Raw genomic sequence first — 19618 nt, forward strand, 5'->3', positions numbered from 1 at the left:
AAACTCCCTCACTCAGGCGGCGGTGCCGACGTTGGACGGGGGCGTGGAGCGGACGGCGACCTCGTGGCCGTCGTTGACGTTCTTCGCGTCGATCGGGTTGCGGCGCGACAGCAGGACGATGCCGGTCGCGAGCGCGGCGCCGACCAGCGCGACCACGACCGTGCCGAAGTTGCCGCCGTGCTTGACGGCGGCCGCGGAGAGGCCGCCGACCAGCCCCGCGCAGGGCAGCGTGATCACCCAGGCGGCCACCATACGGCCGGCGATGCCCCAGCGGACCTCCGCGAGCCGCCGGCCGACGCCCGCGCCGAGGATGGAGCCGGACGCAACCTGCGTGGTGGACAGGGCGAAGCCCATGTGCGCGGAGGTCAGGATGACCGCCGTGGAGGCGGTCTCCGCCGCGAAGCCCTGCGGGGACTGGATCTCGGTCAGGCCCTTGCCCATGGTGCGGATGATCCGCCAGCCGCCGATGTAGGTGCCGAGGGCGATGGCGAGACCGGCGGTGAAGATCACCCAGACCGGCGGGCCGGCGTCGCCCGGGAGCGCGCCGACGGAGATCAGGGTCAGGGTGATGATGCCCATGGTCTTCTGGGCGTCGTTGGTGCCGTGGGCGAGCGAGACCAGCGAGGCCGAGCCGATCTGCCCGAGCCGGAAGCCCCTGGTCACGGACTCCTCACGGCTGCGGGCGGTGAGCTTGTAGGCGCAGTACGTCGCGATCAGCGCGGCGACGCCCGCCACCACCGGCGAGGCGAACGCCGGGATGATGATCTTCTCGACGACCTTGTCGAAGTTGATCGCGCCGGAGCCCGCGCCGACCCACACGGCGCCGATCAGCCCGCCGAACAGCGCGTGCGAGGAGCTGGAGGGCAGCCCGACCAGCCAGGTCACCAGATTCCACAGGATCGCCCCCACGAGGCCCGCGAAGATCATCGCCGGGGTCACCTTGGCGTCGTTCACAATGCCGCCGGAGATCGTCTTGGCGACCTCCGTCGAGAGGAAGGCTCCGACCAGGTTCAGCACACCGCTGATCGCAACGGCTGTCTTCGGTTTCAGCGCGCCGGTGGCGATGGACGTGGCCATCGCGTTCGCCGTGTCGTGAAACCCGTTGGTGAAGTCGAACGCAAGCGCAGTGACGATCACGACCGCCACGAGGAACGTGATGTGGTCCATTCCTTTATGCAAACAAGGACGGACCAATTGCGCGATAACCAGAGGCAAACGGCCGTCCAAAAACAGGCCCCGCTCGTGTGGGTGATGTGCATGCCATGCTGGGCGGATGACCCTGGAGGATCTGCGGCGGCTGCGCCGGGCGCGCGACCGCATGGACCGCGAGTACGCCGAGCCGCTCGACATGGCCGAGCTCGCCCGTACCGCGGTGATGTCCCCCGGCCACTTCCAGCGCAGCTTCCGCAAGGCCTTCGGGGAGACGCCGTACAGCTATCTCATGACCCGGCGGGTCGAGCGGGCCAAGGCGCTGCTGCGCCGCGGCGACCTCACGGTGACGGAGGTGTGCATGGCGGTCGGCTGTACGTCACTGGGGTCCTTCAGCTCGCGGTTCACCGAACTGGTCGGGGAGACGCCGAGCGCGTACCGGGCGCGGGACCACGAGGAGAGCACGGTGATCCCGTCCTGCGTGGCCCGGACGTTCACCCGCCCACGTCGCCGGCCGTACTGACCGCACGGGACCGGCCTCACGAAACCGACCGCACGGGACCGGCCTCACGAAACCGACCGCACGGGACCGACGAAGCCGACCGGACGAAACCGACCGCACGCGCGGCCGGAGGTTTCCTCCTAGCCTGACCCCATGGACGTACAACTCGCGCAGTGTTTCATCGCCGTCGACGACCACGACAAGGCGCTGGCCTTCTACCGTGACGTCCTCGGCCTGGAGGTCCACAACGACGTGGCGTTCGAGGGGATGCGGTGGGTGACCGTCGGGTCGCCGCAGCAGCCGGGTGTGGAGATCGTGCTGGAGCCGCCGGGCGCCAACCCGGACGCCTCCCCCGCCGACCGGCAGGCCATGGCCGAGCTGCTCGCCAAGGGCATGCTGCGCGGCGTGATCTTCTCCACCTCGGACTGCGACGCGCTGTACGAGCGGGTGCGGGAGCACGGCGGCGACGTGATCCAGGAGCCGACGGACCAGCACTGGGGAGTGCGGGACTGCGCGTTCCGGGATCCCGCGGGCAACCTGCTGCGCTTCACGGAACGCCGGGCGGCCGGGTAGCGCATTTACGATCACCGCATGAGCATCCGCTGGACGTACGCCTTCGCCGACCGCCCCGCCGCGCACCTCGCCTCCGCCCAGGCGTTCTGGACGGCCGTCACGGGCACCTTCCTCTCCGCACCCCGTGGCGAGGACGACGAGTTCGTGACCCTGCTGCCGACCTCCGGCGTCGACGCCTGCGTCAAGCTCCAGGGCGTCGGGGCGGGCCCCGGCGGAGCCCACCTCGACCTCTGCGTCGAGGACGTGCCCGGCCTCGTGAAGCGGGCCCGGGAACTCGGCGCCGAGCCGGTCGCCGAGCACGACGGCTGGGCCGTCCTGCGGTCGCCCGCCGGGCAGTTGTGGTGCGCCGTGCCCTGGCACGGGGAGTCGGTACGGCCGCCGGTCGTGGCGGGCAGCCGGCTCGACCAGGTCAGTCTCGACATCCCGCCGTCCGCGTACGAGACGGAGACCGCGTTCTGGGCGGAGCTGACCGGCTGGGAGCTGCTGACCGGCTCGCTGCCGGAGTTCCGGGTGCTGCGGCCGCTGGCCGGCCTGCCCGTGCGGATCCTGCTCCAGCGGCTGGACGACGAACGGCCCGCCGCCGCCCACCTCGACCTGGCCTGCGCGGACATCCAGGCGACCCGTGCCCGGCACGAGGAACTCGGCGCCGTGCACGTGACCGACGGCCGCCACTGGACGGTGATGCGCGACCCGGCGGGCGGCGTCTACTGCCTGACCGGCCGCGACCCGGAGACCGGCGGCCTGCCGAGCCGGGGCTGAGAGCAGACGGTGGGGGCCGGGGACTGTCCGGTGTTGTGATCGGTGGCTGGGGTCGGAGGCTGCGGATCTCGCGGCCCTGTCACCCGTGATCAGTCTCAGATCCGTGGCATTTTCCTCACGAGGGCGAGCACGAGGCCTACCGGCGAGCCCAGATCGCGCACCGATGAGTTTCCCGCGCCGCGCCGGTCTGTACGCCGGACACCCACGGACGGAAGGCTGGGCCATGCGGAAACTGATCTACGGCATGAACCTGACCCTGGACGGCTACATCGCCGCGGTCGGCGACGACATCGGCTGGAGCGGACCGCCGAGCGACGAGCTGTTCCAGTGGTGGCTCGACCTCGAGCAGGCGAGTGGCCTGTCGCTGTACGGGCGCAAGCTGTGGGAGACGATGAGCTCTTACTGGCCGACCGGCGACCAGCAGCCGGGCGCCACCCCGGCGGAGATCGAGTTCGCGCGGAACTGGCGGGACATGCCGAAGGTGGTGTTCTCCTCGACGATCGACAAGGTCGACTGGAACACCCGCCTGGTCACCGGCGACGCGATCGCCGAGATCACCCGGCTCAAGGCCGAGGACGGCGGCCCGATGAACATCGGCGGCGCAACGCTCGCCGGGGCGGCCATGCGCGCCGGGCTGATCGACGAGTACGCGATCGCCGCCCATCCGGTCCTGGTGGGCGGCGGCACGCCGTTCTTCACCGCGCTGGACAGCTGGGTGAACCTGAACCTGGTGGAGACGCGGACGTTTCCCGGCGGCGTGGTCCTGACCAGGTACGAGACGAGGCGCTGAGCAGCAGCACCCCACGCGCCGACCCGACCGCGCCGTCGCCCTAGGCGGCCGGGTGCCGGGGCCAGGGCTCCACGTCCACCACGGCCGTGACGGGTATCGGTCCGTACACGTGCGGGAACTCCTCGCCGCCCGGCTCCGGCGCCTCCCACTTCACCGGGGCGCCGACCCGGGCCGGGTCGACGACCAGGACCACCAGGTCGTCCGGGCCCTCGTAGGAGCCGTACAGGAAGGCCGCCACGCGCGGGAGTTGGTCGCGGGTGGAGCAGTGGATGAAGCCCTCCTCCTGGAGGGTGCGGCCGCGGGTGGACATCTCGTAGCCGCCCCGGGCGCGGGCCTCGTCCCACAGGGAGCGTTCGGTGATGTGCAGGATGTTCGGGAGTCCGGTCATGCGGACACGCTACGGTCTGCGCCCGGCGGGTCCGGGCGGCGGGGGCTGGGGTGGCGGGGGCCGGGGCGGTGACGCCTCCTGCGGGCCCGGCGGGCCGGTCTGCTCGCCGCAGTGGGGGTTGCGGCAGGGACCGGGTCCCCAGACCGGAACCCAGGCACCCAGCGTCTTGTGCCGCCGCACCACGCGCTCGACAGGCTGTCCGCAGACCGGACAGACCTGGTCCTGGCTGTCCATGCCCCCAGCGTAGGCCGGGCCCGGCGGCCGCGCCCGCCGCCGGGCGGGAATCGGCGGGCGGGAATCGGCGGGCCCCGCGCACCGTGGGGATGCGCGGGACCCGTCGGGCCGGAGCCCCCGGAGAACCGTGCGGGGTCAGGAGCCGCGCGGTCCCGGGGACTCCGGGGTCTTCACCTGCTGCGCCGGGTCACGAACTCGGCGAGCGCGAGCAGTCCGCCTGCCCCCTCCGGATCGGGCACGGCACGGGCGAGCTCCTGCATCGCCCGTGCCATCCGGTCGGCCGCCTCGGACTGCGCCCAGTCACGGCCGCCCGCCCGCTCGACGGCCAGTGCGGTACGCGCGATCTCGTCGGCGTCGGCCCGCACATGCGGCTCGGCGTACAGCTCGGCGAGTTCGGCGGCGGCCGGGGTGCCGGAGGTGAGGGCCGCGACGACCGGCAGGGACTTCTTACGGGCGGCCAGGTCCGCGCCGGCCGGCTTGCCGGTGCGCCGTGGATCACCCCATATCCCGATGACGTCGTCGATCAGCTGGAAGGCCAGCCCGGCCTGGCGGCCGAAACCGTCGAGCGCCGCCACCTCCGCCGGCCCGGCCCCCGCGTACAGCGCGCCCAGGGCGCAGGCGCAGCCGAGCAGCGCTCCGGTCTTGGCCTCGGCCATGGTGAGCACCTCGTCGAGGGTGACCTCGTCGGGCGCCCGGTCCTCCATGGCCGTGTCCGTGTGCTGCCCGGCGCACAGTTCGAGGACGCAGTCCGCGAGCCGGGCGGCGGCCGTCCCGGACGCCGGGTGCGGGTCCTCGGCGAGCAGCCTGAGGGCCAGCGCCTGGAGGGCGTCCCCGGCGAGGATCGCGTCGGCGTCGCCGAACACGGTCCACGCGGTGGGCCGGTGCCTGCGCGAGGTGTCCCGGTCCATGACGTCGTCGTGCAGCAGCGTGAAGTTGTGCACCAGCTCCACGGCGGCCGCGGCCCGGACGGCGGCCGCGCGGGCCGCCGGTCCGCCGAGCGCGTCGGCGGCGGCCAGGACCAGCGCGGGCCTGATGGCCTTGCCCGCGTTGCCGTCCGCCGGGGTGCCGTCCGCGTGCTCCCAGCCGAAGTGGTAGCGCGCGATCCGCCCCATCGAGGCGGGCAACGAGGCCACGGCGGTGCGCAGTTCGGGGTCGACGGACGCCCGGACCCGCTCCAGTATCGCCGCCGCCTCGGACCCGTCGGGCGGCTCCGTCCTCCCCGACGGCAGCTGCGTGGCACGCTGCTGCCGCTCCGTCACGAACTCGGCCATGGCCTCCCCCTCGCGGAGTGCGCGTACCGTGGCGTCTCCGCCCCGGCTCGGCACGTACCCCGAGGGTGTACCCGCCCCGGAGGGCGGGGACACGGCCACCAAGTGCGGAAACGTCACCTCCAGCGACCGATCTCGACGTTCTCCAGCACTCCGAGGGCGTCCGGGACCAGAACGGCGGCCGAGTAGTAGGCCGTGACCAGGTAATTGATGATCGCCTGCTCGTTGATGCCCATGAAGCGGACCGAGAGGCTCGGCTCGATCTCGTCGGGGATCCCGGACTGCCTCAGGCCGATGACACCCTGGTCGTTCTCGCCGGTGCGCATGGCGATGATCGAGGTGGTCCGGGCCTCGGTGACCGGGATCTTGTTGCAGGGGTAGAGCGGGACTCCGCGCCAGGTCGGGATGCGGTTGCCGCCGATCTCGACGGTCTCCGGGACCAGTCCGCGCTTGTTGAGCTCACGCCCGAAGGCGGCGATCGCGCGCGGGTGGGCGAGGAAGAGCTTGGTGCCGCGCCGGCGACTGAGCAGCTCGTCCATGTCGTCCGGGCTGGGCACGCCGTCGTGCGGCTGCAGCCGCTGGTCGTACTCGCAGTTGCTGAGCAGGCCGAACTCCCGGTTGTTGATGAGTTCGTGCTCCTGGCGCTCCTTCAACGCCTCGACGGTGAGCCGCAGCTGATGCTCGGTCTGGTTCATCGGCTGGTTGTAGAGGTCGGCCACGCGGGTGTGGATGCGCAGCACGGTCTGGGCGATGCTCAGCTCGTACTCACGCGGCCGGGCCTCGTAGTCGACGAAGGTGTGCGGGATGTCGGGCTCGCCGCTGTGGCCGGCCGCGAGGGCGACCTCCTTCTCGCCGTACTTGTTGGTGCGCTGCTCGGGGATCGCGCGCAGCTGCTGAAGGTGCTCGCGCAGGGAGTCGGCGCGCTCGGCGACCTGCTCGAAGTCCTGCCGGGACAGGGTGAGCACGGTGCAGGCCGTGTCCGCGCGGGCGGTGTACTCCCAGATCGCGTCCGGGTCGATGAGGCCCTGCTCGCCGAAGTAGGCGCCGTCGGCGAGGACACCGAGCACCGCGTCGTCGCCGTAGGGGCCGGTGCCGATCTTCTCCACGCGGCCGTGGGCCAGCAGGTGGACCTCGTCGGCCCCGTTGCCGAACGAGGCGATGACCTCGCCCGGGGCGAAGTCGCGCTGCCGGCAGCGCTGGGCCAGCTCCGCCAGCACCTCGCCGTCCTCGTACGACCGCAGGACGGGCAGCTCGCCCAGCTCCGCGGGGATGACCTCGACCCGGTCGCCGGTCTTCAGGAAGGTGATACGGCCGTCGCCGACCGTGTAGGTGAGCCGGCGGTTCACCCGGTACGTGCCGCCCTGTACATCGACCCAGGGCAGCGTCCGCAGCAGCCAGCGGGAGCTGATCTCCTGCATCTGTGGCGCGGACTTGGTCGTGGTGGCCAGGTTCCGCGCTGCCGCCGTGTCCAGAGACTGCTGCGGCTTGCCCTGATCCGTGCGGACCTCTTCGCCTACCGACATAAGGAAATGCCCTCCCATACCTGCGCGGGCGCCGAACTGCCCACGCATCGGTCTCACGGGCCACCCTTTCATCACGGAGCGTGCCTGGACCATTACCCGAAAGAGCGGGAATAGATCATCGGACTACTGGGCATGCCGACACATCCCACCACTCACCGGACCCCGATATGCCGACTTGTCCGGATCGAATCGCACAGAATCCGAACACGTTCGAACGAGACTGGCCCGGAAAGCCCGACTTCTGTAGAAAGCCCAGAAGATCTGGAAGATCCAGATAGTTCAAGACGGTGCAGACAGTTCGGATGCGAAGGAGGCGGTCATGGCCCCACCCATGTCCGCGGGAACTTTCCTCGACGTGTTGCGGGACGAGGGCGTCACGGTCGTCGAGGTCGGCGAATGGCGGGAGCACAACCGGAACCACAAGGGCCCCTGGGGGCCCGTCCACGGCGTGATGATCCACCACACGGTGACCCACGGCGCCGAACGCACGATCCGGCTCTGCTACGACGGCCGCCCCGACCTCCCCGGACCGCTGTGCCACGGCGTCGTCACCAAGGACGGCACCGTCCACCTCGTCGGCTACGGCCGCGCCAACCACGCGGGAGCGGGCGACGACGACGTGCTGCGCGCGGTGATCGCCGAGAAGGCCCTGCCCCCCGACAACGAGGCGAACACCGACGGCAACCGGCACTTCTACGGCTTCGAGTGCGAGAACCTGGGCGACGGCGCGGACCCCTGGCCCGAGGCCCAGCTGGAGGCGATCGAGAAGGTGGCCGCCGCGGTGTGCCGGCAGCACGGCTGGTCGGCGCGGTCGGTGATCGGGCACCTGGAGTGGCAGCCGGGAAAGGTGGACCCGCGCGGCTTCTCGATGTCCTGGCTGCGCGAGCGCGTCCGGGACCGGCTGAAGTGAGTCCGCGCGGCCGCCCCGGGCGACAATGACGACGTGACCAGCGCCGACATACTCACCCCCCGGCTCCCCTCCCCGCTGCAGGAGGTGACCGACGACCGTTTCGCCCGGCACGGCGTCCGTCTCCTGCTCAAGCGGGACGACCTGATCCACCCGGAGCTGATCGGCAACAAGTGGCGCAAGCTGGTCCCCAACATCGAGGCGGCGGCCGGCCGGCCGCTCGTCACGTTCGGCGGGGCGTACTCCAACCACCTGCGCGCCACGGCCGCCGCGGGCCGTCTCCTGGGCTTCCCGACGGTGGGCGTGGTGCGGGGCGAGGAGCTGGCCGGCCGGCCGCTGAATCCCTCGCTGGCGCGGTGTGCGGCCGACGGGATGCGGCTGCACTTCGTCGACAGGTCGACGTACCGACGCAAGGCCGAGCCGGACGTGCTGACCGGTCTGCTGCGGGCGGCGAGGGCCGAGGACGCGTACGTGGTGCCGGAGGGCGGCAGCAACGCGGCCGCGGTACGCGGCTGCCTGGCCCTCGGCGCGGAGCTGCGGGGGCGGGCCGACGTGGTGGCGATCGCCTGCGGGACCGGGGGCACCCTGGCCGGACTGGCGGCCGGACTGGGGGCGGCACAGCGGGCGTTGGGCGTGCCGGTGCTGCGGGGCGGGTTCCTGGCCGGGGAGATACGGCGGTTGCAGGAGGAGGCGTTCGGGGGGCGGCACGGGCAGTGGTCGCTCGACGAGCGGTTCCACTTCGGCGGGTACGGGCGTACGACACCGGAACTCGACGCCTTCGCGGCGGACTTCGAGGGGCGGCACGGGATCCGCGTGGAGCGGCTCTATGTCGCCAAGTTGCTGTACGGGCTGGTCGAACTGGCGCGCGAGGGCGGCCTGGGGCGGGACGTGGACGTGGTGGCGGTGCTGACGGCCTGATGGCTGATGACCCGATGGTCTGATGGCCTGATCAGGGGGCGGACCTCGGGGTGAGGAGTTTCTGGAGCTTGTGGGCCTGGCGTTTCCTGTTCATCGCCGAGTAGGTCCCGACCAGGGCGCGGATCGTGTTCTGGATGTCGGGCAGGTCGGTCCCGCGGTGCAGCCGCTGCCGCTTCAGGGTGGCTTCGAGCAGCTGGGCCGCCGCGGGATAGGCGCGCTGGGCGTGCAGGGTCATGGCGAGGCTGGTGGCCGCGGCGAGGGTGTCGGGATGGTCGCCGCCCAGCGTGCGGCGGGACCGATCGAACGTGTCCTCGTCCAGCCGGCGGGCCTCGGCGAGCTCGCCGCGCTCGCGCAGGATGCCGACCAGGGTGACGGCCGTGGCGAGGGTGGCGGGGTGGTCCTCGCCCAGCACCGCGCGGCGCCGCTCGTAGGTGTCCGCGGCCACCCGCCGGGATGCGTCGCTCTCGCCCAGCCCGCAGAGAGCGAGCACGAGCGCGAGCGCGATCTCCAGCGTGTCGGGGTGGTCGTCGCCGTGGTTGCGCCGGCAGCGGGCGTGCGCCTCGTCGAGCAGGTGCCGGGCCTCACCGCACCTGCCCAGCTGGACCAGGGTGCTGGCGAGGCCGTGCATCGCCCTGAGCGTGTCCAGGTGGTCGTCGCCGAGGATCCGGCGGCAGTGGGCGAGCGTCTCCTCCAGGAGCCGCCGGGACTCGGCGTACTCGCCGAGTACGCGCAGGTTGGTGGCGAGGGCGCCCACCACCTGCAGGGTGTGCGGGTGGTCGACCCCGCGCACCCGGCGCAGCCGGGCCACGGTGTCCTCGTTGATGCGGCGGGCCTCGGCGTACCGGCCGGACAGGGTGAGCGCGGTCCCCCGGTGACTGGCGGACTGCAGCGTGTCGGGGTGGTCCTCGCCGAGGACGCGGCGCCGGCGGTCGAAGGCGTCCTCGCTGATGCGTTCCGCCTCCTCGCGCTCGCCGAGGGCGAAGAGGATCGCCCCGAGGTCGTTGGCCGACTGGAGGGTGTCGGGGTCGTCGTCCCCGCGCAGCCGCCGGCGCCGGGTGTAGGTGTCCTCGATGAGCGGCCGCGCGGCCCGGAAGTCGCCGAGATCCGAGGTCGCGTGGCCCAGGTACTGGGCGCAGAACAGGACCTCGGGGTCGTCGGGCCCGAGCTTGGACACCCACTTCTCGCGCAGCCCCGCGGCGAGTGCGGCCGCCCGCCCGGGCTGTCCGCTGCGGATCAGGAAATGGACGGCCTCGATGAGCGTGGGGCGCAGTTCGGGCCGGTCGGCGACGTCGAAGTGGGCTGTGGTGAGGTGGGCGGTCAGGCTCGCCCAGGCGCCCCAGTTGCCGGGGTCCAGCGCGTCGCCCGGCGCGGCGGCGGCCAGCACGGCCGCCGCGTCGCTCCGGACGGCCTCGCCGCGCGCCGGGTCGGCGTGGTCCCGCAGGACCGCCTGGGTCAGCCGGTGCACCTGGAACGCGTGGGAGTCGGTGCGGGCCAAACCGTAGTCGCTCAGGTGCCTGAGGCTCCGCCCGGGTCCCATCAGGTCGTCCGGATCACCGGGGATCGTGGTCATCCGGGGGCGCGCCTCCTCCAGCCACCTGGTGGGGATCGGCTCGGGCCCGAGGAAGGCGGCGACCCGGAGCAGTGCGGCCGCGTCGGGGTGGTGGTCGGCGAGGCGCCTCGCGGCGATCCCGACGGTGCCGGCGAGCGAGGCCGGGTAGTCCGGGGCGTCACCCGCCTCCAGCACCCGTACCGTCTTCTCGTCCAGGAGCCGTCGGTACCGCTCGACCGTGGTCCCGCCGCCGATCACGCCCGCCGCCTGGGCGAGGGCCAGCGGGAGGTCGCCCAGGTCCTTGGCGAGGGCCTCCGCCTGGTCGTCCGTGATGCCCCGGAGCCGGGTGGTGAGGTAGGCGAGGGAGTCGTCCCGGGTGAACACGTCGAGGTCCGTCCGGCGGGCGATGTGACGCCAGTTGGGGTTGCGCGAGGTGATCAGTACGTGCCCCGGGCCCTCGGGCAGCCAGCGCACGATCCGGTCCGGGTGCTCCACGTTGTCGAGGACGAGCAGCCACCGGGGTCTGCCGCGGAGGTCGTCCAGGAGGAGCCGGGCGTTGCGCTCGGCGCCCGCCTCGGCGCGGGCGACGCCCAGCCGCTCGGCCAGCTCCGCGTAGTAGACCGGCAGCTGGTCGGACTGCTCGGCGTCGATCCACCACACCACGTCGTACTGGCTGGCGAAGCGGTGCGCGTACTCGACCACGATCTGCGTCTTGCCGATGCCGCCCATCCCGTGCAGCGCGTGCACCACGGACGGGCCGCCGTCGAGCAGCCCCTCCCGCAGCGCGACGATCAGCGTCTCGCGGCCGGAGAAGTCGGGATTGCGCCGGCGTACGTTCCACACCCCGGGTCGGTCGGTGCGCCCCGGCAGCTGGGGCTTCTCCTGGTCCGGTGCCGCCGGGGCGGCGCCGTCCGGCGGGAAGGCCGGTGAACTGCTGGGCCGTACCGACCCGTTCACCGCCTCCCGCAGGGCGTCCAGGGCGGCGGGCTCCGCCCTGCCGTGCAGGTCGGTCCGCACCTTCGACGCGAGCAGCGGGCCGACGTCCGCGTCGGTCAGCGGCTCGACGGCGAGCGGGATCATCCGGTCCCGCCGGGCCAGCGCGGCCGTCCGCTCGTCGTGCGACCGGCGGCCGTCCGCGAAGTAGGCCCGGGACAGCACCGCGACCACCGCGTCCGCCGAGGTCAGCGCCTCGTCCATGCGCTGGACGAAGTCGTCGCCGGTGCGCCAGTCCCAGACGTCCAGGATCACGGTGTGCCCGGCCTGCTCCAGGTGCCACCCGATCCACTCGGCCCATGCGCGGTCGGCGCCCGCGTAGCTGATGAAGAACCGCTGCGCGTGCGCGTCGGTGTCGGTCATCGATCCCCCCGGGCCACCCTGTCCCCACGTTCCGGCCGCGTCGGTCCAATGATCCCCCGCCGGACCGGCGACAGGGGGTGAATACGCCGACTCACCCGGCCTCGCGGTACGCGGCGGCCTCCTCCAGGTCGAGCCGGCGCAGCAGTGTGCGCAGCATCTCGTCGTCGATGTAGCGGTGGTCGCGGAGGCGGACGAAGACCGTGCGTTCGGCGCTGATCATCTCGCGGGAGAGGCGGCGGTAGGTGTCGTCGACCGACTCGCCGGTGACGGGGTTGGTCTGGCCGAGGCGTTCCCAGACGGCGTTGCGGCGGCGCTCCAGGACCGTGCGGAGGCGGTCGGCGAGCGGGGGCGGGAGTTCGTTGCGGTCGTCGGAGAGGAGTTCGTCGAGCCGGGCCTCGGCCCTGCGGGAGGCCTGGGCCTGGGCGTTCGCCTCGGCGAGGGTCTCGGCCTGCGGGTCGCGGCCGGGGAAGTCCAGCCGGCGGATCAGCGGGGGCAGGGTCAGGCCCTGCACGACCAGCGTGCCGATGACGGTGGTGAAGGTCAGGAACAGGATCAGGTTGCGGTGCGGGAAGGCGCCGCCGCCGTGCACGGTGACCGGGATCGAGAAGGCGATGGCCAGGGAGACCACCCCGCGCATCCCCGCCCACGCCGTCACCATCGCGCCCTTCCAGGTGGGGTTCGCCTCCCGGTCGCGGATCCGCGACGAGAGGATCCGGGGCAGGAAGGCCGCCGGGTAGACCCAGGCGAAGCGGGCCGCGACCACCACCAGGAAGACGGCCACCGCGTACCAGGCGGCCTGCGCGCCCGCGTACTGCCCGAGTCCCTTGAGGACGATCGGCAGCTGGAGGCCGATCAGGGCGAAGACGGCCGACTCCAGGATGAAGGCGACCATCTTCCACACCGCTTCCTCCTGGAGCCGGGTGGCGAAGTCGACCTCCCAGGCTCGGTGGCCGAGGTAGAGGGCGACGACCACGACGGCGAGGACGCCGGAGGCGTGGAACTGCTCGGCGACGCCGTAGGCGACGAAGGGGATCAGCAGGGACAGCGTGTTCTGGAGCAGCGGCTCCTTCAGGTGGGTGCGCAGCCAGTGCAGCGGCGCCATCAGGATCAGGCCGACGCCCACCCCGCCCACCGCCGCGAGCAGGAACTCCTCGATACCGCCGACCCAGGTGGCGCCCTCGCCGACGGCCGCCGCGAGGGCGACCTTGTAGGCGGTGATCGCGGTGGCGTCGTTGAGCAGCGACTCGCCCTGGAGGATCGTCGTGATCCGGGACGGCAGACCCACCCGCCGCGCGACCGCCGTCGCCGCCACCGCGTCCGGCGGGGCCACCACCGCGCCCAGCACCAGGGCGGCCGGCAGCGGCATGCCCGGGACGAGCAGGTAGACCGCCCAGCCGACCACGAAGGTCGCGAAGAGCACGTATCCGACGGAGAGCAGCGCGACCGGCCGCAGCTGGGCACGCAGGTCGAGATAGGAGCTGTCGGACGCCGAGGTGTAGAGGAGCGGGGGCAGCAGCAGCGGCAGGACGACCTCGGGATCGAGGGTGTAGTCCGGGATGCCGGGGATGTACGACACCACCAGCCCGACGGCCACCAGGAGCAGGGGCGCAGGCACCGGAGTGCGCCGGGCCGCGGCCGCGATCGCAGCGCTCCCCGCCACCAGCAACAGCAGTGGCATCACATCCATGATCCTCGCCCGCCCTCGTTTTTCGCGCGGCCACCCGCACACCCGTCGTAATCTGGCAATCATGAAACAGTGCACGCACCGCGAAGCGCTGCCGCACCCGGAACCCGACCCGCTGAACGAGACGTGCCCGGAGTGTCTCGCCAAGGGGTGGCACCCGGTACAGCTGCGGCTCTGTCTGACCTGTGGCCATGTCGCCTGCTGCGACTCGTCGCCGGGAAGACATGCGACAGGCCACCACGAGACGTCGGGCCACCCCATAATGCGGACGTTCGAACCCGGCGAGGACTGGCGCTGGTGCTTCGTCGACCACGTGCTCGTGTGACACTGCACTACGGCTGCTGAAGACCACAGCACCGACGGTTCGACGGTTCGACACCGGGGTACGTCAACCCGGCGCGCGCTCTTCCCAATTGGGCAAGGCAGACCTCTAGACACGGAGCGTATCCACAGGTTTACTGTGAGTGACGCCAGGGGGTTGGGGTCCCGGGGACAGAAAAGTTCGGAGCGCGGTAGCGTCACCGCTGAACCACGTAGTGCGTTACCCCGGGGGGCGACCCTCGGCCCCGAAAAGCTTGTACCACCATGGAGGTGAGGGTGTCCCAGATCGCAGGCGAGCCCGCGACCCAGGACTTCGTGGAAGTCCGGCTGCCGGCTGCGGGTGCCTACCTGTCGGTGCTGCGCACGGCCACGGCCGGTCTCGCCGCCCGCTTGGACTTCACCCTGGACGAAATCGAGGATCTGCGCATCGCGGTCGACGAGGCCTGCGCGATCCTGCTCCAGCAGGCCGTTCCCGGCTCGGTGCTCAGCTGTGTCTTCCGCCTCGTCGACGACTCGCTGGAGGTCACGGTCTCCGCCCCGACCACGGACGGCCACGCCCCCTCGCGCGACACTTTCGCCTGGACCGTGCTCTCGGCCCTGGCGGGCAAGGTCTCGTCGGCCGTCGACGAGGACAAGACCGTGTCGATCAGCCTCTACAAACAGCGCGGCGCGGGACCCGGGCCGGCGTGAGGAACGGGGACGGGCCGGTGCGGGACGAAGAGCGCGGCACACGGGAGCTGCCGGCCGGGGGCGAAGGCCCCGAGGCCGGCTCCCGCCGCATGGCTGACGGCATCGACGGCATCCCGGAACAGGCCAGGCCGCACCCGGAGGACCCCTCCGCGCAGGCCGGTCTGGAGGGTGCCGTGCAGAGCGCGCCCCCGGACGGTCGGAACGGGGTCGCGGCCCCGCACCGAGCCGGGGCGAAGGCTCGTGGAAGGGCGACGGGCGGGACGATGAGCGAGCACGAGCGATACGCCGAGGACCAGGCGCTGGCCGCGGAGGTGGTGCAGGCGACCCAGCACGAACCTCAGGTCCGCAGCGAACCTCAGGACCGCAGCGGCGCGCGCGCCCTGTTCGTCGAGCTGCGCGGCCTGAAGGAGGGCAGCGCCGAGTACGCGGAGCTGCGCAACCGGCTGGTCCGCATGCATCTGCCGCTCGTGGAGCACCTCGCGCGCCGGTTCCGCAACCGCGGCGAGCCGCTGGACGACCTGACCCAGGTCGCCACCATCGGCCTGATCAAGTCGGTGGACCGGTTCGACCCGGACCGGGGCGTGGAGTTCTCGACGTACGCCACTCCCACCGTGGTGGGCGAGATCAAGCGCCACTTCCGCGACAAGGGCTGGGCGGTCCGCGTCCCGCGCCGCCTCCAGGAGCTGCGCCTCGCGCTCACCACCGCCACGGCGGAGCTGTCCCAGCAGCACGGCCGCTCCCCCACGGTCCACGAGCTGGCAGAGAAGCTCGCGATCTCGGAGGAGGAGGTCCTGGAGGGCCTGGAGTCGGCCAACGCCTACTCCACGCTGTCCCTGGACGTCCCCGACACCGACGACGAGTCCCCGGCGGTCGCCGACACCCTCGGCGCGGAGGACGAGGCCCTGGAGGGCGTCGAGTACCGCGAGTCCCTCAAGCCCCTGCTGGAGGACCTCCCGCCCCGAGAGAAGCGAATCCTTCTCCTCCGCTTCTTCGGCAACATGACCCAGTCCCAGATCGCCCAGGAGGTCGGCATCTCCCAGATGCACGTCTCACGGCTGCTGGCCCGGACGCTGGCTCAGCTCCGGGAGAAGTTGCTGGTGGAGGAGTAAAGCGCCGCAAAGGGGCGCGGGGCTGTATGAATATGCGGCTCCGCCGCGTGGGCGCGCTCAGCCCCCATCCAGCCGCAGATCAGCTACTGCGCCCAGGCCCCTTGATTCCCAGGGCCTGGGTGGTAGCAGAGTTGACCAGCAGCACCAGCGCGGCCACCGCCACCACCGCCAGCGCGATCCCCACCGGAATCGCCACACTGTCGGCCTGCAACAGGTTGTACGCCACCGGCAACGCCATGATCTGGGTGATCACCGCCGGCCCCCGGCTCCAGCTCCTCCGCCGCAGCAGCCCCCGCGCAGCGATCAGCGGCAACAGCGCAAGCACGACCACGGTGACGCCCCCGGTGATCGCCTGCCCACGGTCGTCCGGATCCCCGGTGACCCCGAGCACGGCCAGCCACACCCCGCCGACCAACAGGGCGAGCCCTTCCAGCCCGACCAGCGCGGCGGCGTACGTCAGCCGCGGCGGACGGGGCGCCTCGATTCCGTCGGTCTTCTCAGCCGCAGGTGCTTCACTCACCCCAGCAGGGTAGCCCTCGGCTGACACCCGTAAGTGTTCAGGCTCACGCCCCTATCTCTTACCGGATCCCTAACTCGGTCTGGGCCCGGTACTTCCCAGTAGGTACGCTGCAATCCATGCGTGCACTTCTCGTGGTCAATCCGGCGGCAACCACCACAAGCGCACGTAGGCGCGACGTCCTCATCCACGCGCTCGCGAGCGAAGTGAAGCTGGAGGCGGTCACCACCGAGTACCGCGGCCACGCCCGCGACCTGGCCCGGCTCGCGGCGGAGAGCGACGACATCGACCTCGTCGTGGCGCTCGGCGGCGACGGCACGGTCAACGAGGTGGTCAACGGCCTCCTCCACAACGGCCCCGACCCGGACCGGCTGCCCGGCCTCGCCGTGGTCCCCGGCGGCTCGACCAACGTCTTCGCCCGCGCCCTCGGCCTGCCCAACGACCCGGTCGAGGCCACCGGCGCCCTGCTGGACGCGCTGCGCGAGAAACGCGAGCGCCTGGTCGGCCTGGGTCTGACCGCCGGCACGCCCGGCACCGAGGACGAGGCGGTCCCGGCCCGCTGGTTCACCTTCAACGCGGGACTCGGCTTCGACGCGGGCGTGGTCGGCCGGGTCGAGCAGCAGCGCGAGCTCGGTAAGAAGTCGACGCACGCGCTGTACGTCCGTCAGGTGGTCCGGCAATTCCTCGGCGAGCAGCACCGCCGGCACGGAACGATCACCCTGGAGCGGGCCGGCGCCGACCCGATCACGGATCTTGTCGTGGCGATAGTCTGCAACACCTCGCCCTGGACGTATCTCGGCAATCGCCCGATGTACACGTCACCTAAGGCCTCGTTCGATAAGGGCATCGACGTACTCGGTCTCAGCCGTCTGTCGACCGCCGCGGCTGCCCGTTATGGCACGCAGTTGCTCACTTCGTCCCCCGAGCGCGGACCCCACGGCAAGCATGCGGTGTCGCTGCACGACCTGGACCAGTTCACCTTGCATTCGAAGGTCCCCCTCCCCCTTCAGATGGACGGCGACCACCTAGGACTGCGTACGAGCGTGACGTTCACAGGCGTACGCAGTGCACTGCGTGTGATTGTGTGAGCGGAACGGGCTAAAGTCCTTTCACTCGAACGTTTAGGCCAGGATCCACCCCATGGAAGTACGGCTGTGACCCAGTCGACACCGAGGAATCAAAAAAAACTTTCCGGAAGGGGTTGTATCCGTCGCTGAGGTTTGCGAGGCTCTACGTGGCGATCGGGACGGCCCGCAAGACCGGCCTCCACTGATCACCGGAATCCCACTTCAACTCACAGGACCCCTGCCAGGGAACCTGGCGGTCGGCCCTTCACTTGTTGAGGGATTCGTGAAAGCGTTCACATTCACAAGCAACGTGCATGTAATACCAAGGAGAGGTAGCAGCCATGGACTGGCGTCACAACGCCGTTTGCCGCGAGGAAGACCCCGAGCTCTTCTTCCCCATCGGCAACACCGGTCCTGCGCTGCTGCAGATCGAGGAAGCCAAGGCCGTCTGCCGTCGCTGCCCCGTTATGGATCAGTGTCTGCAGTGGGCGCTCGAGTCCGGCCAGGACTCCGGCGTCTGGGGTGGTCTCAGCGAGGACGAGCGTCGCGCGATGAAGCGCCGTGCCGCCCGCAACCGGGCCCGTCAGGCCACCGCCTGACAGTCCCACCCCTGGTGACAGCCTGAGCTTGGCGGCGCGTACAGCGAGTACGCATCTCCCGCCCCCGAGCCGCAGCGCGCAGTACCCCCGATGCGCTTAGCAGTAAGAGCAGCAACGAGCGAGCAGCCCCGGACCCACCAGGTCCGGGGCTCTTTGCTGTGCGCAACACCCTTCGCCGGGCACAACTCCCTCCCGGGACGCGCTACTTCTGCGGCCGCACCGGCACGTCGAGAATCACCCGGGTCCCCCGCTCCGGCGCCGGCACCATGTCGAACGTGCCGCCCAACTCGCCCTCCACCAGCGTCCGTACGATCTGCAGACCGAGGTTGCCGGAGCGGTGCGGGTCGAAGCCCTCGGGCAGGCCGACGCCGTCGTCCTGGACGGTGACGAGGAGCCGGGCCTCCTTGGTGGTGCCGCCGCGGACCGCCGTGACCTCGACCGTGCCGGTGTCGCCCTCGCGGAAGCCGTGTTCGAGGGCGTTCTGCAGGATCTCGGTGAGAACCATCGACAGCGGGGTGGCGACCTCGGCGTCGAGTATCCCGAAGCGGCCGGTGCGCCGGCCGGTGACCTTCCCCGGCGAGATCTCGGCGACCATCGCGAGCACCCGGTCCGCGATCTCGTCGAACTCCACCCGCTCGTCCAGGTTCTGAGACAGCGTCTCATGCACGATGGCGATGGAGCCGACCCGCCGTACGGCCTCCTCCAGGGCCTCCCGGCCGCGGTCCGACTCGATGCGCCGGGCCTGGAGGCGCAGCAGCGCGGCGACCGTCTGGAGGTTGTTCTTCACCCGGTGGTGGATCTCCCGGATGGTCGCGTCCTTGGTGATCAACTCCCGCTCGCGGCGGCGCAGTTCGGTGACGTCCCGGAGCAGTACCAGGGCACCGATGCGGGTGCCCTTGGGCTTGAGCGGGATGGCCCGGAACTGGATGACGCCGTCGTCGGACTCGATCTCGAACTCGCGCGGCGCCCAGCCGCTGGCGAGCTTGGTGAGCGCCTCGTCCACCGGCCCCTTGGTCGGGGCGAGTTCGGCGGTGGTCTGGCCCAGGTGGTGGCCGAGCAGGTCGGCGGCGAGGCCGAGGCGGTGGTAGGCGGAGAGGGCGTTCGGGGAGGCGTACTGGACGATGCCGTCGCCGTCCACCCGGATCAGGCCGTCGCCGACGCGCGGCGAGGCGTCCATGTCGACCTGCTGGTTCGGGAAGGGAAACGATCCGGCAGCGATCATCTGCGCCAGGTCGGAAGCGCTCTGGAGGTAGGTGAGCTCAAGGCGGCTCGGGGTGCGCACGGTCAGCAGGTTGGTGTTGCGGGCGATGACGCCGAGGACCCGGCCCTCGCGTCGCACGGGGATGGACTCGACCCGTACGGGGACCTCTTCGCGCCATTCGGGGTCACCCTCGCGGACGATCCGGCCCTCGTCGTGAGCGATGTCCAGCATGGGCCGGCGGCCGCGCGGGACCAGGTGGCCGACCATGTCGTCCTGGTAGGAGGTGGGCCCGGTGTTGGGGCGCATCTGCGCCACCGAGACGTACCGGGTGCCGTCCCGGGTGGGGACCCACAGGACCAGGTCGGCGAAGGAGAGGTCGGAGAGCAGCTGCCACTCCGAGACCAGCAGATGGAGCCACTCGAGGTCGGAGTCGTCGAGGGCGGTGTGCTGGCGGACCAGTTCGTTCATGGAGGGCACGTCTGTGAGCGTACCTGGCGGTATGTGGATGGCCGAA

General features: G+C 71.4%; 20 protein-coding genes. 11 read left to right on the plus strand and 9 right to left on the minus strand.

The window, feature by feature from the left end; genetic code table 11:
* Positions 1–12: 12 nt before the first annotated feature.
* On the minus strand, positions 13–1167 hold the full coding sequence (locus tag ACFWPQ_RS11965; RefSeq protein WP_384032441.1) for an anion permease: 1155 nt from the start codon (positions 1165–1167) through the stop codon (positions 13–15).
* 106 nt (positions 1168–1273) lie between these two features.
* Between ACFWPQ_RS11965 and ACFWPQ_RS11970 the strand changes: the two genes are divergently transcribed.
* The 4 genes from ACFWPQ_RS11970 to ACFWPQ_RS11985 all read left to right on the plus strand — a co-directional run bounded on the left by ACFWPQ_RS11970 (position 1274) and on the right by ACFWPQ_RS11985 (position 3773).
* A complete protein-coding gene (locus tag ACFWPQ_RS11970; RefSeq protein WP_089098831.1) occupies positions 1274–1672 on the plus strand; it encodes a helix-turn-helix transcriptional regulator in 399 nt (132 codons plus the stop codon).
* A 132-nt stretch (positions 1673–1804) separates the two neighbouring features.
* Positions 1805–2224, plus strand: coding sequence for a VOC family protein (locus ACFWPQ_RS11975; RefSeq protein WP_361290020.1), 420 nt, complete (start codon positions 1805–1807; stop codon positions 2222–2224).
* Positions 2225–2242: 18 nt separating this feature from the next.
* Entirely contained in the window at positions 2243–2983 is a 741-nt protein-coding gene (locus ACFWPQ_RS11980; protein ID WP_384032443.1) for a VOC family protein, read from the plus strand.
* A gap of 223 nt (positions 2984–3206) precedes the next feature.
* Positions 3207–3773, plus strand: coding sequence for a dihydrofolate reductase family protein (locus ACFWPQ_RS11985; protein WP_384032445.1), 567 nt, complete (start codon positions 3207–3209; stop codon positions 3771–3773).
* A 40-nt stretch (positions 3774–3813) separates the two neighbouring features.
* Here the strand turns inward: ACFWPQ_RS11985 and ACFWPQ_RS11990 are convergent, their stop codons facing one another.
* The 4 genes from ACFWPQ_RS11990 to ACFWPQ_RS12005 all read right to left on the minus strand — a co-directional run bounded on the left by ACFWPQ_RS11990 (position 3814) and on the right by ACFWPQ_RS12005 (position 7186).
* Positions 3814–4161 carry a DUF952 domain-containing protein gene (locus ACFWPQ_RS11990; RefSeq protein WP_384032447.1) on the minus strand — a complete coding sequence of 116 codons (348 nt, stop codon included), beginning with the start codon at positions 4159–4161 and terminating at the stop codon, positions 3814–3816.
* Between the two features lie 9 nt (positions 4162–4170).
* Positions 4171–4395, minus strand: a complete 225-nt coding sequence (locus ACFWPQ_RS11995) for a hypothetical protein (RefSeq protein WP_384032448.1) — start codon at positions 4393–4395, stop codon at positions 4171–4173.
* 170 nt (positions 4396–4565) lie between these two features.
* The gene (locus ACFWPQ_RS12000; protein ID WP_384032450.1) at positions 4566–5666 is read right to left on the minus strand and encodes a family 2 encapsulin nanocompartment cargo protein polyprenyl transferase; all 1101 of its coding nucleotides are present in this window, start codon (positions 5664–5666) and stop codon (positions 4566–4568) included.
* A 113-nt stretch (positions 5667–5779) separates the two neighbouring features.
* On the minus strand, positions 5780–7186 hold the full coding sequence (locus ACFWPQ_RS12005) for a family 2B encapsulin nanocompartment shell protein (protein ID WP_384032451.1): 1407 nt from the start codon (positions 7184–7186) through the stop codon (positions 5780–5782).
* A 319-nt stretch (positions 7187–7505) separates the two neighbouring features.
* Between ACFWPQ_RS12005 and ACFWPQ_RS12010 the strand changes: the two genes are divergently transcribed.
* A complete protein-coding gene (locus ACFWPQ_RS12010) occupies positions 7506–8096 on the plus strand; it encodes an N-acetylmuramoyl-L-alanine amidase (RefSeq protein ID WP_384032453.1) in 591 nt (196 codons plus the stop codon).
* 33 nt (positions 8097–8129) lie between these two features.
* Positions 8130–9011: a 1-aminocyclopropane-1-carboxylate deaminase/D-cysteine desulfhydrase gene (locus ACFWPQ_RS12015; protein ID WP_384032455.1), complete on the plus strand. Its 882-nt coding sequence runs from the start codon at positions 8130–8132 to the stop codon at positions 9009–9011.
* Positions 9012–9042: 31 nt separating this feature from the next.
* Here the strand turns inward: ACFWPQ_RS12015 and fxsT are convergent, their stop codons facing one another.
* Positions 9043–11916 carry an FxSxx-COOH system tetratricopeptide repeat protein gene (gene fxsT, locus ACFWPQ_RS12020; RefSeq protein ID WP_384032456.1) on the minus strand — a complete coding sequence of 958 codons (2874 nt, stop codon included), beginning with the start codon at positions 11914–11916 and terminating at the stop codon, positions 9043–9045.
* 91 nt (positions 11917–12007) lie between these two features.
* Positions 12008–13603 (minus strand): Na+/H+ antiporter, encoded by a 1596-nt coding sequence (locus ACFWPQ_RS12025; RefSeq protein WP_361289994.1) that lies wholly within the window; start codon positions 13601–13603, stop codon positions 12008–12010.
* Between the two features lie 61 nt (positions 13604–13664).
* Between ACFWPQ_RS12025 and ACFWPQ_RS12030 the strand changes: the two genes are divergently transcribed.
* The 3 genes from ACFWPQ_RS12030 (at position 13665) to ACFWPQ_RS12040 (ending at position 15720) form a co-directional block, all read left to right on the plus strand.
* Complete coding sequence (locus tag ACFWPQ_RS12030) at positions 13665–13925, plus strand: UBP-type zinc finger domain-containing protein (protein WP_089098840.1); 261 nt, start codon at positions 13665–13667, stop codon at positions 13923–13925.
* Between the two features lie 272 nt (positions 13926–14197).
* Positions 14198–14611, plus strand: coding sequence for an anti-sigma regulatory factor (locus ACFWPQ_RS12035; RefSeq protein WP_004925829.1), 414 nt, complete (start codon positions 14198–14200; stop codon positions 14609–14611).
* A complete protein-coding gene (locus ACFWPQ_RS12040) occupies positions 14608–15720 on the plus strand; it encodes an RNA polymerase sigma factor SigF (RefSeq protein ID WP_384032459.1) in 1113 nt (370 codons plus the stop codon). The genes ACFWPQ_RS12035 and ACFWPQ_RS12040 overlap by 4 nt, the downstream gene beginning before the upstream one ends.
* 79 nt (positions 15721–15799) lie before the next feature.
* Here ACFWPQ_RS12040 and ACFWPQ_RS12045 read toward each other — a convergent pair whose 3' ends face one another.
* A complete protein-coding gene (locus ACFWPQ_RS12045; RefSeq protein ID WP_384032461.1) occupies positions 15800–16240 on the minus strand; it encodes a hypothetical protein in 441 nt (146 codons plus the stop codon).
* A 116-nt stretch (positions 16241–16356) separates the two neighbouring features.
* Here ACFWPQ_RS12045 and ACFWPQ_RS12050 point away from each other — a divergent pair, with 116 nt between their 5' ends.
* Complete coding sequence (locus tag ACFWPQ_RS12050) at positions 16357–17325, plus strand: diacylglycerol kinase family protein (protein WP_361289985.1); 969 nt, start codon at positions 16357–16359, stop codon at positions 17323–17325.
* Positions 17326–17645: 320 nt separating this feature from the next.
* Complete coding sequence (locus ACFWPQ_RS12055) at positions 17646–17903, plus strand: WhiB family transcriptional regulator (RefSeq protein ID WP_010353616.1); 258 nt, start codon at positions 17646–17648, stop codon at positions 17901–17903.
* Positions 17904–18105: 202 nt separating this feature from the next.
* Here ACFWPQ_RS12055 and ACFWPQ_RS12060 read toward each other — a convergent pair whose 3' ends face one another.
* Positions 18106–19581 (minus strand): sensor histidine kinase, encoded by a 1476-nt coding sequence (locus ACFWPQ_RS12060; RefSeq protein WP_384032463.1) that lies wholly within the window; start codon positions 19579–19581, stop codon positions 18106–18108.
* Positions 19582–19618 lie beyond the last annotated feature (37 nt).

Origin of the sequence: Streptomyces sp. NPDC058464 (genome assembly GCF_042721035.1) — a bacterium.
Taxonomy (GTDB): Bacteria; Actinomycetota; Actinomycetes; order Streptomycetales; family Streptomycetaceae; genus Streptomyces.

Excerpts from the sequence above, each read along its gene's own strand:
- ACFWPQ_RS11965 (WP_384032441.1), bottom strand. The coding sequence starts at position 1,167 with ATGGACCACATCACGTTCCTCGTGGCGGTCGTGATCGTCACTGCGCTT.
- ACFWPQ_RS11970 (WP_089098831.1), top strand. The coding sequence starts at position 1,274 with ATGACCCTGGAGGATCTGCGGCGGCTGCGCCGGGCGCGCGACCGCATG.
- ACFWPQ_RS11975 (WP_361290020.1), top strand. The coding sequence starts at position 1,805 with ATGGACGTACAACTCGCGCAGTGTTTCATCGCCGTCGACGACCACGAC.
- ACFWPQ_RS11980 (WP_384032443.1), top strand. The coding sequence starts at position 2,243 with ATGAGCATCCGCTGGACGTACGCCTTCGCCGACCGCCCCGCCGCGCAC.
- ACFWPQ_RS11985 (WP_384032445.1), top strand. The coding sequence starts at position 3,207 with ATGCGGAAACTGATCTACGGCATGAACCTGACCCTGGACGGCTACATC.
- ACFWPQ_RS11990 (WP_384032447.1), bottom strand. The coding sequence starts at position 4,161 with ATGACCGGACTCCCGAACATCCTGCACATCACCGAACGCTCCCTGTGG.
- ACFWPQ_RS11995 (WP_384032448.1), bottom strand. The coding sequence starts at position 4,395 with ATGGACAGCCAGGACCAGGTCTGTCCGGTCTGCGGACAGCCTGTCGAG.
- ACFWPQ_RS12000 (WP_384032450.1), bottom strand. The coding sequence starts at position 5,666 with ATGGCCGAGTTCGTGACGGAGCGGCAGCAGCGTGCCACGCAGCTGCCG.
- ACFWPQ_RS12005 (WP_384032451.1), bottom strand. The coding sequence starts at position 7,186 with ATGTCGGTAGGCGAAGAGGTCCGCACGGATCAGGGCAAGCCGCAGCAG.
- ACFWPQ_RS12010 (WP_384032453.1), top strand. The coding sequence starts at position 7,506 with ATGGCCCCACCCATGTCCGCGGGAACTTTCCTCGACGTGTTGCGGGAC.
- fxsT (WP_384032456.1), bottom strand. The coding sequence starts at position 11,916 with ATGACCGACACCGACGCGCACGCGCAGCGGTTCTTCATCAGCTACGCG.
- ACFWPQ_RS12025 (WP_361289994.1), bottom strand. The coding sequence starts at position 13,603 with ATGGATGTGATGCCACTGCTGTTGCTGGTGGCGGGGAGCGCTGCGATC.
- ACFWPQ_RS12030 (WP_089098840.1), top strand. The coding sequence starts at position 13,665 with ATGAAACAGTGCACGCACCGCGAAGCGCTGCCGCACCCGGAACCCGAC.
- ACFWPQ_RS12050 (WP_361289985.1), top strand. The coding sequence starts at position 16,357 with ATGCGTGCACTTCTCGTGGTCAATCCGGCGGCAACCACCACAAGCGCA.
- ACFWPQ_RS12055 (WP_010353616.1), top strand. The coding sequence starts at position 17,646 with ATGGACTGGCGTCACAACGCCGTTTGCCGCGAGGAAGACCCCGAGCTC.